This window comes from Vibrio sp. V04_P4A5T148 (assembly GCF_963875605.1).
Lineage (GTDB): Bacteria > Pseudomonadota > Gammaproteobacteria > Enterobacterales > Vibrionaceae > Vibrio > Vibrio anguillarum.
The window spans coordinates 18,044-33,196 of record NZ_CAWNMS010000091.1 but is presented as its reverse complement, the minus strand read 5'-3'; the positions used below and the strand labels follow the sequence as shown (position 1 = coordinate 33,196).

The 15,153-nt window shown below is 45.1% G+C and carries 17 protein-coding genes; all 17 read left to right on the top strand.

The annotated features are described in order from the left end of the window. The first annotated feature begins 50 nt into the window (after positions 1-50). Positions 51-767 carry a protein phosphatase CheZ gene (locus AACT18_RS16500; protein WP_017045236.1) on the top strand — a complete coding sequence of 239 codons (717 nt, stop codon included), beginning with the start codon at positions 51-53 and terminating at the stop codon, positions 765-767. 9 nt (positions 768-776) lie between these two features. Then, positions 777-3,071, top strand: coding sequence for a chemotaxis protein CheA (locus AACT18_RS16495; RefSeq protein ID WP_019281574.1), 2,295 nt, complete (start codon positions 777-779; stop codon positions 3,069-3,071). Between the two features lie 25 nt (positions 3,072-3,096). Continuing rightward, positions 3,097-4,212, top strand: a complete 1,116-nt coding sequence (locus AACT18_RS16490; RefSeq protein WP_094125773.1) for a protein-glutamate methylesterase/protein-glutamine glutaminase — start codon at positions 3,097-3,099, stop codon at positions 4,210-4,212. Positions 4,213-4,222: 10 nt separating this feature from the next. Beyond that, positions 4,223-4,999 (top strand): ParA family protein, encoded by a 777-nt coding sequence (locus AACT18_RS16485; RefSeq protein WP_026027244.1) that lies wholly within the window; start codon positions 4,223-4,225, stop codon positions 4,997-4,999. Next, on the top strand, positions 4,989-5,978 hold the full coding sequence (locus tag AACT18_RS16480) for a chemotaxis protein CheW (RefSeq protein WP_013856371.1): 990 nt from the start codon (positions 4,989-4,991) through the stop codon (positions 5,976-5,978). The genes AACT18_RS16485 and AACT18_RS16480 overlap by 11 nt, the downstream gene beginning before the upstream one ends. Before the next feature lie 40 nt (positions 5,979-6,018). Continuing rightward, a complete protein-coding gene (locus AACT18_RS16475) occupies positions 6,019-6,513 on the top strand; it encodes a chemotaxis protein CheW (protein WP_013856372.1) in 495 nt (164 codons plus the stop codon). Further along, complete coding sequence (locus AACT18_RS16470) at positions 6,513-7,013, top strand: DUF2802 domain-containing protein (protein ID WP_202598892.1); 501 nt, start codon at positions 6,513-6,515, stop codon at positions 7,011-7,013. The genes AACT18_RS16475 and AACT18_RS16470 overlap by 1 nt, the downstream gene beginning before the upstream one ends. Positions 7,014-7,224: 211 nt before the next feature. Continuing rightward, positions 7,225-7,848: a cytochrome c biogenesis heme-transporting ATPase CcmA gene (ccmA, locus tag AACT18_RS16465; protein WP_026027245.1), complete on the top strand. Its 624-nt coding sequence runs from the start codon at positions 7,225-7,227 to the stop codon at positions 7,846-7,848. Next, entirely contained in the window at positions 7,845-8,513 is a 669-nt protein-coding gene (gene ccmB / locus AACT18_RS16460; RefSeq protein ID WP_013856375.1) for a heme exporter protein CcmB, read from the top strand. The genes ccmA and ccmB overlap by 4 nt, the downstream gene beginning before the upstream one ends. A gap of 111 nt (positions 8,514-8,624) precedes the next feature. Then, on the top strand, positions 8,625-9,377 hold the full coding sequence (locus AACT18_RS16455; protein WP_019280903.1) for a heme ABC transporter permease: 753 nt from the start codon (positions 8,625-8,627) through the stop codon (positions 9,375-9,377). Positions 9,378-9,379: 2 nt separating this feature from the next. Beyond that, positions 9,380-9,586, top strand: coding sequence for a heme exporter protein CcmD (gene ccmD, locus AACT18_RS16450; RefSeq protein WP_064625743.1), 207 nt, complete (start codon positions 9,380-9,382; stop codon positions 9,584-9,586). Then, complete coding sequence (gene ccmE, locus AACT18_RS16445) at positions 9,583-10,068, top strand: cytochrome c maturation protein CcmE (RefSeq protein ID WP_013856378.1); 486 nt, start codon at positions 9,583-9,585, stop codon at positions 10,066-10,068. Before ccmD ends, ccmE begins: the two co-directional genes overlap by 4 nt. After that, positions 10,065-12,020: a heme lyase CcmF/NrfE family subunit gene (locus AACT18_RS16440; RefSeq protein WP_017045241.1), complete on the top strand. Its 1,956-nt coding sequence runs from the start codon at positions 10,065-10,067 to the stop codon at positions 12,018-12,020. Before ccmE ends, AACT18_RS16440 begins: the two co-directional genes overlap by 4 nt. Continuing rightward, the gene (locus AACT18_RS16435) at positions 12,021-12,572 is read left to right on the top strand and encodes a DsbE family thiol:disulfide interchange protein (RefSeq protein WP_013856380.1); all 552 of its coding nucleotides are present in this window, start codon (positions 12,021-12,023) and stop codon (positions 12,570-12,572) included. After that, positions 12,572-13,069 carry a cytochrome c-type biogenesis protein gene (locus AACT18_RS16430; RefSeq protein ID WP_017042542.1) on the top strand — a complete coding sequence of 166 codons (498 nt, stop codon included), beginning with the start codon at positions 12,572-12,574 and terminating at the stop codon, positions 13,067-13,069. Before AACT18_RS16435 ends, AACT18_RS16430 begins: the two co-directional genes overlap by 1 nt. Next, positions 13,069-14,286, top strand: coding sequence for a c-type cytochrome biogenesis protein CcmI (gene ccmI, locus AACT18_RS16425; protein WP_094125335.1), 1,218 nt, complete (start codon positions 13,069-13,071; stop codon positions 14,284-14,286). The genes AACT18_RS16430 and ccmI overlap by 1 nt, the downstream gene beginning before the upstream one ends. Positions 14,287-14,355: 69 nt before the next feature. Next, positions 14,356-15,120 (top strand): MlaA family lipoprotein, encoded by a 765-nt coding sequence (locus tag AACT18_RS16420; RefSeq protein WP_094125525.1) that lies wholly within the window; start codon positions 14,356-14,358, stop codon positions 15,118-15,120. Positions 15,121-15,153: the final 33 nt, after the last annotated feature.

Below are 15,153 nucleotides of genomic sequence, written 5' to 3'. Positions count from 1 at the left end.
GGTCACAGACAAAAGGTGCTCTATTCATTTATGCGCGAAAAGGCTAATCGATGATTTCATTAGAACAAGCAAAAGAACTCGTTCAGCTACTGGAAAATGGACAGCAAGATCAGGCGAATCAACTCTTTAAAGAGACCTACGACAAAGCAAGCAATCCAATGCTGCAAGAAATAGGCACTTTGACAAGGGAACTGCATGAATCGCTCAAACAGTTCAACCTTGATGAACGGATGGCTGAGATTGCAAATGACGAAATTCCAGATGCAAGGGATCGTCTTCAATATGTAATTGATAAAACGGAAGTAGCTGCGAATAAAACAATGGATGCAGTGGATCGATGTATGCCGATCGCTGACAGCCTTCACGAAGGTTTGTTAAAAGTGCGTCCACAATGGAATGAGTTGATGCATGGACGTATTGATCTCATTGAGTTTAAAGCACTTTGTCACCGTATTGATGATCTACTATCACAAGTTGAAGGCAACAGCAGCGAATTGCGAGGTCAGCTAACTGAGATATTGATGGCTCAAGACTTTCAAGATCTCACTGGCCAAATAATTCGGCGTGTTATTACGCTGGTTAATGAAGTTGAGAAACGCCTAGTTGAGATTCTCACTGCCTTTGGGGCTAACCAAATAGAACAAAAAACAGACAAGAAGAACCCATCTATCGAACCTGAAGGTCCTATTTTGAACCCTCATGAAAGAGCCGATGCGGTTTCATCTCAAGACGAAGTCGATGATTTGTTATCGAGTCTTGGTTTTTAGGGGTAACGTATGAGCTACGAATTAGACGACGACATTCTTCAGGACTTTTTGGTTGAAGCAGGTGAAATTCTCGAATTGCTCTCAGAGCAATTGGTTGAACTTGAGAACAACCCCGAAGACAGGGAGTTATTAAATGCGATTTTCCGCGGTTTCCATACCGTTAAAGGTGGGGCCGGGTTTCTTGCCCTCACCGAGCTGGTTGAGACGTGCCACGGTGCCGAGAACGTATTTGATATCTTACGCAATGGCCAAAGAAGTGTAACATCGAGCTTGATGGATACGATGTTACGAGCTTTAGACACCGTTAACGCACAGTTTCGCGCTGTTCAAGATCAAGAACCCTTAGAGCCTGCAGATCCCGCTCTACTCGATGAACTTCATAAATTGTGTCGTCCTGCTTCTGAAGATGAAATTGACGAAGTGGAGCCTGTTATTGCTGAAGTTGAAGTCGAGGAAGAGGCCGCTATCGAAGCGCCTGAACCGGAAGTCATTCAACCAGTGGCCTCAAAGGCTGTCGCGTCAAATTCTATCGATGAAATCACGCAAGATGAATTTGAAAAACTGTTAGACGAATTACATGGCAAGGGCACCGCGCCTAATGCTCATTCTGAAAATGCCGCACCAGCGGCCCCAGCGCCTAAAGCCCCAAGTGCATCAGTGGCTGCTAGTGGTGACATTACGGATGACGAATTTGAAAAGCTGCTTGATGAACTGCACGGCGTAGGCAAAGCTCCAACCGTTGAACCCGCTCCTGAGGTTACAGCGAAACCAACTACTCCGCCTAAATCAACAGCGGCACCTAAAGCTTCTGCTGGTGGTGGCGATGATTTGATGACGGACGAGGAGTTTGAAAAGCTTCTTGACGAACTGCATGGCTCAGGAAAAGGGCCATTGCCAGAAGAGTTGGAAATGGCAACCAGACCTGCTTCTGAAAATGTGAAGCCAGCAGAGCCTATAAAACCAACAGAGACCGCAAAACCGAAAGCTGAAGCGGCGAAACCTACACCGGCTCCTCAGCCTAAAGTAACGGCTCCAGCCGCCTCTTCCCCGGCGAAAGCTCCGGTTGCAGTGGCTGAGAAAAAAGAAGTATCAGCACCTGCTGTGGCTAAAAAAGCGCAAACTCAGCCGGAAACAACAGTCCGTGTTGATACATCAACGCTCGACATCATTATGAACATGATTGGCGAATTGGTGCTAGTGCGTAACCGCTTGCTGAGTTTAGGGCTTAATAGCAACGACGAAGAGATGGCAAAAGCGGTGGCTAACCTTGATGTAGTTACTGCGGATTTGCAAGGCGCTGTTATGAAAACGCGCATGCAACCGATTAAGAAAGTGTTCGGTCGTTTCCCTCGCGTGGTTCGAGACCTTGCACGTACCCTGAAAAAAGACATCGTGCTTGAAATGCGGGGCGAAGAAACAGACCTTGATAAAAACTTGGTTGAAGCGCTTGCAGACCCATTGATCCACTTAGTGCGTAACTCAGTTGACCACGGCATTGAAATGCCTGATGTGCGTAGCAAATCTGGAAAGCCAAGCACGGGTAAAATCATACTCTCAGCTTCGCAAGAAGGTGATCATATTGAGCTAGCTATCGTCGATGATGGCGGCGGTATGGACCCAGATAAGCTGCGTAGTATTGCGGTTAAACGAGGCATGATGGATGAAGATGCGGCGTCGCGTCTCTCCAATAAAGAGTGTTTCAACTTAATCTTTATGGCGGGATTCTCCAGTAAAGAGCAAATTTCAGACATTTCTGGGCGTGGTGTTGGGATGGATGTTGTAAAAACAGCCATCAATACACTCAATGGTTCAATTGACATCGATTCTGAGATGGGCAAAGGGACTAAGATTACGATCAAAGTGCCGCTAACACTCGCTATCTTACCGACATTGATGGTTGGGGTCGCAGGGCATCCATTTGCTCTACCACTTGCGAGCGTGAATGAAATTTTCCACCTTGATCTTAGCCGGACGAACGTCGTTGATGGACAACTGACCATCATAGTACGTAAAAAATCGATACCACTCTTCTACTTACAGAATTGGCTAGCACCTAAAGCAGGTAAAATAGAACTGCGTAAAGGTCATGGACATGTTGTTATTGTTCAGATTGGTAGCCAGCGAGTTGGTTTTGTGGTTGATACCTTAATTGGCCAAGAAGAAGTGGTAATCAAACCACTAGATAAGCTTCTTCAAAAAACACCGGGTATGGCTGGGGCAACGATTACCAGCGATGGACATATTGCACTAATACTAGATGTGCCAGATTTGCTTAAGCAGTATGCTGCTGCTTCCCGCATTTAAATGAGCACACAATATAAGGACACCCATGGCGATTAGAGTATTAGTCGTTGATGATTCGAGCTTTTTTAGACGGCGTGTGAGTGAAATTATTAACTCTGACACCCGTCTAGAAGTGATTGATGTTGCAACTAACGGTAAAGAAGCCGTAGAAAAAGCGAGAATCTTAAAGCCTGATGTCATCACAATGGATATTGAGATGCCAGTTATGGATGGCATTACTGCTGTCCGTGAAATTATGGCTGCGAACCCGATCCCAATCTTGATGTTCTCATCGCTGACTCATGATGGTGCCAAAGCAACGCTAGATGCTTTAGATGCTGGAGCGTTAGATTTCTTACCGAAAAAGTTTGAAGATATTGCTCGTAACCGTGATGAGGCTGTCGCTTTATTACAACAACGGGTTATTCAAATCGCGTCGAAAAAAGGGATGCTGAGAAGACCTTTGGTTTCACGCCCAGTGCCGAGCACATCGTCGCCGTTTGCTAATAGAACAGCAGCTACAACGGCGAGTTCCCCTGCGCCGAAATCAATGAGCACATTGGCTCGCTTTAAAGCTACAGGTAAAAAATATCAGTTGACCGCTATCGGTACCTCTACAGGGGGCCCGGTTGCGTTACAAAAAATATTGACGAAGTTACCTGCGAATTATCCGCATCCGATCGTACTCATTCAACACATGCCAGCCACTTTCACTGCTGCATTTGCAAACCGGCTCAACTCACTGTGTAAAATTGAAGTGAAAGAAGCAGAAGATGGCGATGCATTGCGCCCAGGCGTTGCTTACTTGGCTCCGGGTGGTAAACAGATGATGATTGAGGGCCGTCCGGGTAGTGCAAAATTGCGCATTATCGATGGTGGCGAACGTATGAATTATAAGCCGTGTGTTGATATAACATTCGGTTCTGCGGCTAAGATCTATGCAGATAAAGTGCTGTCAATGATATTGACTGGTATGGGAGCCGATGGTCGTGAAGGGGCTCGAATGTTACAAGCCGCAGGGGCAACCATTTGGGCTCAGGATGAAGAAAGTTGCGTGGTGTATGGCATGCCGCAAGCTGTCGCAAAAGCGGGGATCTCGTCTGAAGATTTACCGTTAGAGCGTATATCAGAACGAATGTTAGTTGAAGTTGGCCTCGCATAAAGGAAGTTCAATGATTGTATGGAGTATTGCAAACCAAAAAGGCGGTGTGGGTAAAACAACCACAACGATTACGCTTGCCGGTTTGCTAAGTCAGCAAGGCAAAAGAGTGCTGTTGGTCGATACTGACCCTCACGCCTCGCTTACTACATACTTAGGTTATGATTCTGATGGCGTGCCCGTCAGCCTGTTTGACCTATTTCAGCAACGTGAGTTAACAGAGCAAAGCGTTACCCCTCTTATCCTAAAAACCGATGTTGAAGGCATTGATCTCATCCCTGCCCATATGTCTCTAGCCACTTTAGATAGAGTCATGGGCAACCGCAGTGGAATGGGGCTGATTTTGAAACGTGCGCTTCTTGCATTGCGCCATAATTATGACTACGTATTGATCGACTGTCCTCCAATCTTAGGGGTAATGATGGTTAATGCATTGGCCGCCAGCGATCGTATCTTAATTCCAGTGCAGACTGAGTTTCTGGCTATGAAAGGGCTCGAAAGGATGATTCGCACCTTAGCCATCATGCAAAAATCTCGTAGTCGATCGTTTAAAGTGACTATCGTACCGACTATGTACGACAAGCGAACCCGGGCTTCTTTGCAAACGCTGAATCAACTTAAAAAAGATTACCCAGAGCAAGTTTGGAGCTCTGCTGTACCTATAGACACCAAGTTTCGTGATGCGAGTTTAAAGCGCTTGCCTGCTTCTCATTTTGCTGAAGGTAGCCGTGGTGTTTTTGCTTATAAACAGTTGCTGATTTATTTAGAGAGGCTAGCTATTGATGAGTAGTGGGCCATTTTTATCCAGTGAACAAGCACTCGATGACTACTTTACAGCGTTACTAGATGAAGAAGCGATTGAACTTGAGCTGAAAGCGGAAGAGCAAAAAGAATTGTCCCTTGCTGAACCTGAGTTAGCGCTTTCGACATCGGTGCAATCTGTACCGGAAAAAAGTTATTACCATGCTGAAGTGGTTGAGTTTGAGCTGCCGAATTTAGATGATGTGCAGCGCTTATTAAGCCAGCTAGAATCAAGTAATCCAGTGGCAGAGTTAGAGCTGGAAGAGATCATGGAGCAAAACACCGTTCAGATCGCTTTAAAAACTCAACCAGTGACTGAAATTGTTGAAGAGATCCAAGAATGGGATATTCCCGCCGATACCTTGGAAACAGAACCTGAAGTTGAAATTCTGACTGCGGCAGACACTGTTGAAGAATTTGCTGTTGACGTGGAAGTGGTTGAGCAACCGACGGCTGAAGTCGAACTTGAAACGCAAGCGGGCTACTCTGGAATTGGTACATGGCAAAGCACTGCGAGAACACGAGATTTTCAAGTGCTCTATTTTGAAGTGAATGGCGTGACGTTTGCGGTGCCTCTTGATGAACTTGGGGGGATCCACCGTATGGCAACGCTCAATCATTTAATCGGTCGACCTGCTTGGTACCTTGGACTGCAAACGAATAAAGATAATCAGCTAGATGTTGTCGATACGGCAAAATGGGTAATGGCAGAAAAGCTCCATGATGATAGCTACAAAGAAGGTTATCAATACATCGTCATGCTTGGTGACAGTATGTGGGGGTTAGCAAGTACTCAGCTTATGGGTACAGAATTGCTAAGCTCAGAGAAGGTCCGCTGGCGAGAACAGGCAGGCAAAAGGCCGTGGCTTGCTGGAATGGTAAAAGAAAAAATGTGTGCTTTGATCCATGTTGAAGCATTGATAGCTATGCTTAATGCAGGGCTTGATGTAAAAGCACTAGAGAAATAATAATACATTGATGTCGGAATCGACTTAGAGAGGAAAAGGTATGTCTCAGACTAACGAAGTAGAAGTAAGAAAAGACAAGTCTAACGACGAAGTGCTTCAGTGGGTGACGTTCCAACTAGAAGAAGAAACATACGGAATTAATGTAATGCAGGTACGTGAAGTACTCCGCTATACAGAAATTGCACCGGTACCAGGTGCTCCTGATTATGTTCTTGGCATCATTAACCTACGTGGTAATGTTGTGACCGTCATTGATACACGATCTCGTTTTGGCTTAATGCAAGGTGAAATCACGGATAATACACGCATTATTGTGATTGAATCTGAGCGCCAAGTGATTGGTATTTTAGTCGATAGCGTTGCGGAAGTAGTTTACCTACGTTCTTCTGAAATCGATACTACACCAAGTGTTGGTACTGATGAGAGCGCTAAGTTTATCCAAGGCGTGAGCAACCGTGACGGTAAGCTATTGATCCTTGTTGACCTGAATAAACTGCTAACTGAAGACGAGTGGGACGAGATGGTCCACCTATAATGAGCGAAGCTATGTTGTTCAGTGCTCCTGTTATTCTTATAGGGAGCGCGGTTTTTGTTGTTGTATTTTTGTTGCTGGTGTTACTTCGTGTACGTCAGGGACTTGCCCAACAGATTGATCACCAAAGACAACAAGCCCGATCGTTAGATAAGGAGTTGCAAAAGGCGAATAGACAGCTGTTGGAAATACGCTCAGTTGCTATTGGTCTTGGCCAAAAAGTGACGGATCAGCAGGATCTCATCCAGCATTTAAACGAGCGAATTACTGAATTGGAACATGTTGATACGGATGGGCGTTTATACAGCCGAGCGACAAAAATGGTCCAACTCGGTGCTGACATCAATGAGCTTATTAAAGAGTGTGAGCTACCTAAAGCTGAAGCTGAGTTGATGATGTCCTTGCAGAAGAAAATTGCAGGGCATGAAAGCATCCCGCCACTGAGTAGTCACCCGGAAGGTCGCGAGCCGGTGCAAAGTACGAGGCGACCTGCAAAAAAATAGTCGAAAGAGCGAAACTAGAGAGGGAAGCCAATGGCTTCCCTCTCTAGTTTTGAATGTGGTTAAATGTAACCATAAAGTAGTAAATGAGACAGAAAATAATTAAAAATTAACAGTTTCTTACCTAGTTTCGTGACTGGTAATAGTCTTATTATGTTTTGTCTTAGGTGTGGTGTGCTAATATAGCGGCTCAAATTTCTCGATTTAGATGCACATGCTTGAAGTAAATAACCTGACCGCAATTCGTGATGAAAGAGTTCTGTTTGAAGCACTTAGCTTTGTGATTCATGCTGGCGAATTGGTGCAGATTGAAGGACGGAACGGCACAGGTAAAACGACCTTACTACGAATTATTACCGGGTTAGGTGATAGAGAGGATGGTTCTATTTTGTGGAATGGCATGAATATTGAGTCTAATCGTGATGATTACCACCAAGATTTACTGTTTCTTGGTCATCAAACTGGGGTTAAGCGCGATTTGACGGCATTCGAGAATCTTCATTTTTATCAATCAGTGCATAATGCAGAATCGTCTTCTCAAGAGATATATCAAGCCTTGGCTAAAGTGGGTTTAGCTGGCCGAGAAGACGTGGCTGCAGGCCAGCTTTCTGCCGGACAACAGCGCCGAGTTGCGCTGGCTCGTTTGTGGCTCAGTCAACAAAAGTTGTGGATTTTAGATGAACCGTTAACTGCGATTGATAAGCAGGGTGTCAAAGTGTTGGAAGCCTTATTTCTAGCGCATGCGCAACAAGGTGGCATTGTTGTATTGACCACACACCAAGATATGTTTGCTAACTATCCGCAATTGCGAAAAATTAAATTGGGGCATGAGTCATGATCGTGACCATGGGGATGATCATCCGTCGTGAATTATTGATCGCCTTTCGACGTCAAGCCGATATTTTTAATCCACTGTGGTTTTTTATCATAGTGATCACCCTATTCCCGCTGAGTATCGGCCCAGAGCCTGCTTTGCTCGCCCGTATCGCTGCAGGTATTGTTTGGGTTGCGGCGTTACTGTCGGCGCTACTATCACTTGAGCGTCTGTTTCGCGATGATTTTCAAGACGGGTCACTTGAACAAATGATGCTGATCCCAGTGCCATTACCCATAGTCGTTATTTCAAAAGTCGTGGCTCATTGGTTATTGACTGGACTGCCTTTAATTTTAATTAGCCCATTGTTAGCCGTATTATTGTCATTAGATTTTAATACGTGGCTTGCAGTTGTATTGACTTTGTTCATTGGCACGCCAACGTTGAGTTTTATCGGTGCTATTGGTGTTGCATTGACCGTAGGCTTGCAAAAAGGTGGCGTGTTGCTGAGCCTACTGGTCTTACCCTTGTATATCCCGATTTTAATCTTCGCTACATCAGCTATTGATGCAGCATCGCTTGGCATGCTCTACAACGGTCAATTGGCTGTTTTGGGGGCAATGTTTATGGGCGCGATAACATTAACTCCATTTGCTATTAGCGCAGCATTGAGAGTCAGCGTTAACTAAATTAAGTACGAACGATATTTTCAGCAATGCATTTGAGCGTTGCGTATCAACAACACAATAAACTGAGCAGACACATGCTCAGAAGCAATGAAGTAAGAGTGAGACAATACAATGTGGAAATGGCTCCATCCCTATGCAAAGCCTGAATCCGCCTATCGGCTATGTGGAAAGTTCCTGCCTTGGTTTGCAGGGCTCGCTATCTTATGCCTGGTAGTCGGTAATATCCTTGGTTTAGCTTATGCTCCGGCAGACTATCAACAAGGCGACAGCTTCAGAATCATTTACATTCATGTCCCTTCCGCCATTTGGTCAATGGGCATTTATATGTCGATGGCGATTGCGGCTTTCATTGGTCTAGTTTGGCAATTAAAACTGTCAGACATGGCCGCTGCTGCAATGGCGCCCATCGGTGCGGTATTTACGTTTATTGCGTTAATTACTGGAGCAATTTGGGGCAAACCGATGTGGGGTACCTGGTGGGTATGGGATGCTCGTCTGACGTCTGAGCTCATTTTACTGTTTCTCTATTTGGGAGTGATTGCGCTTTACCACGCTTTCGATGATCAAAAAACAGCCGCAAAAGCCGCAGGTCTGCTGGCCATCGTTGGTGTGATCAATCTACCTATCATTCATTTCTCCGTTGAGTGGTGGAATACCCTGCATCAAGGTGCCACGATTACTAAATTTGAAAAGCCTTCCATATCCAGTGACATGTTGTGGCCATTGCTGCTCAATATTTTTGGTTTTGCTTTCTTTTTTGCTGCGGTCACTATGGTCCGCTTACGCAATGAAATTATCAGTAAAGAGAGCCATCGCCCTTGGGTTATCGAATTGGCAACCCTTCAAACACAGAAAGGTAACTGATCATGCATTTTGACTCTTTGAGTGATTTCTTGGCGATGGGCGGTTACTCCGCCTATGTATGGAGTGCATTTGGCATTACCTTTTTATCCATGTTTATTTTACTGATGCTCAGCATCAAGCGTGGCAAAACCTTGTTGCAAGATGTGCAAGCAAAGGTTGCACGCCAAGCCAGAATTGATGCTGCAAAGCATATGGAGAACACCTTATGACCCCAAGACGTAAAAAAAGACTCACCATTATTTTGGCATTGATTATTGGGGCTGGTGCCACCATTGGTTTGATGTTGTATGCACTCAATCAAAATATGGACCTTTTCTATACGCCGACCGAGCTTGTACACGGTAAACCCGATGGGACAAAGCCAGAAGTGGGTCAACGGCTACGCATTGGCGGCATGGTGGTGGTGGGCTCTGTGAAAAGAGATCCGGGGTCACTAAAAGTAAGATTTCAGCTCCACGATGTTGGTCCAAATGTGACGGTCGAATATGAAGGCATCTTACCCGACTTGTTTAGAGAAGGTCAGGGTATTGTTGCGCAAGGCGTATTGAAAGATGCCACCACAGTGGAAGCGTTTGAAGTGCTAGCCAAGCATGATGAAAACTATATGCCACCGGAAATTGCTGAAGCAATGAAGAAAACGCATGAGCCGTTAACCTATAGCTCGGAACAAAAACAAGGAAGTGCTCAATGATTGTTGAAATAGGACATTTTGCCCTTATTGTTTCACTTGGGCTGGCCATATTACTCAGCTTACTTCCACTTGTTGGTGCTTCTAAAAACAATACTATGCTGATGAATACTGCGCGGCCATTAGCATGGGGAATGTTTTCATTGCTATTGGTCTCATTTAGCATTTTGCTGTGGGCATTTTATGTCAATGACTTCACGGTACAATACGTGGCGAGTAATTCGAATAGTCAATTACCCTGGTATTACCGTCTAACAGCGGTGTGGGGGGCGCATGAAGGTTCATTATTGCTGTGGGTTTTAATTCAAGCGGGATGGACTGTGGCGGTGGCTACCTTTAGCCGTGGTATGCCTCAAGAATCTGTGGCGCGAGTCTTATCTGTTATGGGGCTGATCAGCGTTGGATTCTTGCTGTTTGTCATCGTGACTTCGAATCCATTTTTACGCACCTTACCCTATTTCCCAATTGATGGTCGTGACTTAAACCCGCTGCTACAAGATCCTGGGCTAATCATTCACCCACCCATGTTATACATGGGATATGTTGGTTTTTCAGTCGCATTCTCATTTGCGATAGCCTCTTTGATGACTGGGCGTTTGGATACTGCATGGGCCCGTTGGTCTCGTCCTTGGACAACTGCGGCGTGGTTATTTTTGACATTAGGTATCGCGCTAGGTTCGTGGTGGGCTTACTACGAACTTGGCTGGGGTGGCTGGTGGTTCTGGGATCCAGTAGAAAACGCGTCGTTTATGCCATGGCTTGCGGGAACGGCATTGATGCACTCACTTGCTGTGACAGAAAAACGTGGCACATTCAAAGCTTGGACAGTGTTACTGGCAATTTCAGCATTTTCGCTCAGTTTACTGGGCACATTCTTAGTGCGATCTGGTATTTTGGTTTCGGTACACGCATTTGCATCCGATCCCGCTCGTGGCCTGTTTATCCTTGGGTTTTTGGTGTTTGTCATCGGTGGCTCACTGCTATTGTTTGCCGTTAAAGGTGCGGCAGTGCGCGTCCGTGGCAATGCTGAATTGATCTCGCGTGAAAATGCGCTGCTCTCCAACAACATCTTATTAATCGCGGCATTGGTGGTGGTGTTGGTTGGCACCTTGTTACCTTTAATCCACAAGCAGATTGGCCTTGGTTCCGTATCAATAGGAGCGCCTTTCTTCAACATGCTGTTTGCATGGCTAATGGTGCCATTTGCATTTTTGCTGGGGATCGGTCCACTGATCCGTTGGAAGCGCGATAATTTTTCCAAGCTTTTGAAACCGATGTTGATTTGTGGCCTGATGGCGTTGATTCTTTCGGCGGTTATGGTGTACCTGCTAGCTGAACGCTTTAGCTTGATGGCATTTATCGGCTGGGTCATGGCGTTTTGGATCATCTTGCTACACGTTGTCGAGTTGCACCAACGTGCGACACATCGTCATAGCTTCATGATAGGGGTGACTAAATTACAACGTAGCCACTGGGCCATGATGTTAGGCCATGTTGGTCTTGCCGTTACTGTGATTGGTATTGCGATGGTGCAAAACTACAGTATCGAGCGTGATGTTCGTCTAGCACCTGGGGAATCTTTTGAAATCCAACAATATAACTTTTATTTCAAAGGGTTAAGAGATAAAGATGGCCCGAACTATGATGGTTATATTGCCGATTTTGAAATTACGCAGGATGGGCAATACGTGAATACACTCCATGCGGAAAAACGCTTTTATCGTACTGCCAAGTCAATGATGACTGAAGCGGCCATCGATCGTGGCATCACTCGCGATTTGTACATTGCAATGGGTGAGCGATTAGAAGATGGTCGTTCATGGGCGATCCGAATTTATTACAAACCATTTGTACGTTGGATCTGGGCTGGTGCTTTATTGATGTCATTAGGTGGTGCGTTAGCCATCAGTGACAAACGCTACCGCTTTAGAAAAAGCTCCCAACAGGAGGCGTAGATGAACAAGAAAATTCTATTTATTCCATTGGTGGCTTTTCTTGGTCTAGTTGCCGTGTTTGTTACTCAGTTGGTCAAAAATACCGAAGGTGATGATCCCACAAAATTGGAGTCGGTTCTGATTGGTAAGTCTGTGCCTGAATTTCGTTTGGAAGATTTAGCCGAACCCGGCAAGCTGTACGACCAAGCGATATTTAAAGGCGAGCCTTTGCTGCTGAACGTCTGGGCAACTTGGTGCCCGACCTGCTATGCCGAACATCAATATCTCAATCGGTTGGCGGGTGATGGTGTAAAAATTATAGGCTTAAATTATAAAGATCAAAGAGATAAAGCGGTTCAATGGTTAAATGAGCTAGGTAATCCTTACTTGATCAGCCTGTTCGATGGTAATGGTATGTTAGGGTTAGATCTCGGCGTTTACGGTGCGCCGGAAACCTTTCTCATTGATGCCAACGGTGTTATTCGTTACCGCCATGTGGGGGATGTTAATCCAACCAATTGGCAAACAACTTTGCAACCTATGTATCAGAAACTTCTAGAGGAAGCGAAGTAATGAAGCGTTTTATATTATCGATCATTGCTAGCTTTGCTTTGGTATTTTCTGTGCAATCTGCAATTGAAGTGTACGAGTTTGATAATCCACAGCAAGAGCAGCAATTCAAAGAGTTGAGCAATACATTGCGTTGTCCAAAGTGTCAAAACAATACTATTGCCGACTCAAATGCTGCATTAGCACAGGACTTACGTAATAAAGTCTATGAAATGACCAAACAAGGTAAGTCTGAACAAGACATTGTTGACTACATGATTGCACGTTACGGCAACTTTGTGACCTATAATCCACCGCTGACTTTGGCGACTTCCATCTTATGGCTAGGTCCTTTGAGTGTGGTGTTCCTGGGTTTTGGTTTTATTGTATTACGCAGCAAACGTCGTAAAGCATCAACCGCTCAAAATGGTGAAGTTTGGGATGCCGAAAAGGAAGAGCGATTAAATCAGTTGCTCGCCGAAGACGCGGTTGATGATGAGAAGCATGGAGACAAACAATAATGACGTTTTTTTGGTTATCTACCCTCATTCTGACCTTCTTTGGTTGTGTCTTCATTGCACTGCCGATCCTCAAAAACAGAGTGAACAACGATGCAGCGCTGCGTGACGAATTGAACAAAGCGATCTTTAAAAACCGCCTTGCAGAGTTACACGAAGAGACGCAAGAAGGGTTGGTTGACAGCGAACAAGAGCTGATTGCTGATCTGAAACAGTCGCTATTGGATGATATTCCTGCGCAATCGGTGCAAGGAAATTCTTCACATGTGTCACCGATGGTTGTTTTGATCCCCTCGATTTTATTGGTCGTCATCTTAAGCTATGGCTTTTACCTAAAATTTGGCGCGGCTAGTCAAGTAGAGCAGTGGCAGCAAGTGAACGCTAACTTACCTGCACTCTCAAAAAAAATGATGTCACCAGAAGGTGCTGCCTTAAGTGATGATGAGATGAATGATCTCACACTGGCGCTGCGCACTCGTCTGCATTATCAGCCTCAAGATGCGACCGGGTGGTTGCTGCTTGGACGTATTGGACTTGCTAACAGAGATATAGAAACATCGATTGGCTCAATGAAAAAAGCGTATGCGTTAGATCCAAAAGATGCAGATGTGAAGTTGGGCTATGCGCAAGCATTAATGTTGTCACAAGATGAGCTCGACCAAAATCAAGCACGTGAAATTTTAACGGCATTAGTACAACAAGATTATGTTGATCTACGCGTGTTTTCACTACTTGCGTTTGATGCGTTTGAACGCCAGGATTACCCAGCGGCGATGAAGTATTGGCGATTAATGCAGCAGATGATTGGCCCTGAAGATAGCCGTTATGAGATGCTTTCGCGCAGTATTGAAAGAGCACAAAGCAAAATGCAGCCTAAAGCTATCGATGGGAAAATGGTTCCTGTCACCATCTCACTCGGTGATGGTGTGACTCTTGAACAAAATGCAGTACTCATAGTCTCTGTGCACAGTTCCGATGGTGCACCTATGCCTGTTGCCGCAGCGCGTTATCCACTGACTCAATTCCCTATTAAGGTTGTGTTAGATGATAGCAATAGCATGGTTCAGGGTCGGAAGTTATCCGACCTTGCACAGCTTATTGTTCGAGTACGCTTGGATACGGATGGTAATGTTTCAACCAAACAAGGTGATTGGTTTGGTGAAAGTGCTCCCATGAGTCTCGGTCAACCTGTTGAAGTTGTGATCAATAAGCAGTATTAATAGCACTTATATACAATTAACGTATTGATAGGCCGATGTCTCATCGGCCTTTATACATGGAAATAAATAATGATAAGCCGCCTATCCCGACTGATATGCCCTATGCTGTTCCTTTTCGTATTAGCAGGGTGTGCAAGCGCTCCGGATTCAACGTCAGCCGAATCAAAGCAAACGCAGTCGGGCGATCCTTTTGAGGTTTTTAACCGATCAATGTGGACAATCAACTACGATTATATCGATCCATACTTGGTTCGCCCTGTTGCGATTGCCTACGTGGATTACATTCCACACCCCATTAGAAAAACGATCGCCAATGTTTTGTCAAACCTTGATGAACCTTCAAGCATTATCAACAACATATTGATGGGTAATGGCACGAAAGCCGTTGACCACTTTAACCGCTTTTGGATTAATAGCACCTTAGGCCTGTTTGGGATGATTGATATTGCGTCAGAAGCGGGCATCACCAAACACAATGAAAAAGCGTTTAGTGATGCGGTAGGCCATTATGGTGTTGGTAATGGTCCATATTTAATGATTCCTGGATACGGGCCCTACACGATTCGAGAAACCACAGATGTTGTGGATGGCTTGTATGTACCACTTTCTTATCTCAATGTCTGGGCTGGCCTAGGCAAATGGGCTCTGGAAGGATTGGAGACCCGAGCAAGGCTCGTTCCCCAAGAAGTGACGTTGGAAAACTCCCCAGATCCATACTCATTAACTCGCGATGTTTATTTACAACGCCAAGATTTTAAAGCAGAAATTGATACCCAAACGTATGATGAATCGGAAGAAGAGTATCTCGACGATTATCTGGAAGAAGGGTTTTAATCATACTCATGTAGGTCGGCCTTGTACTGCTAG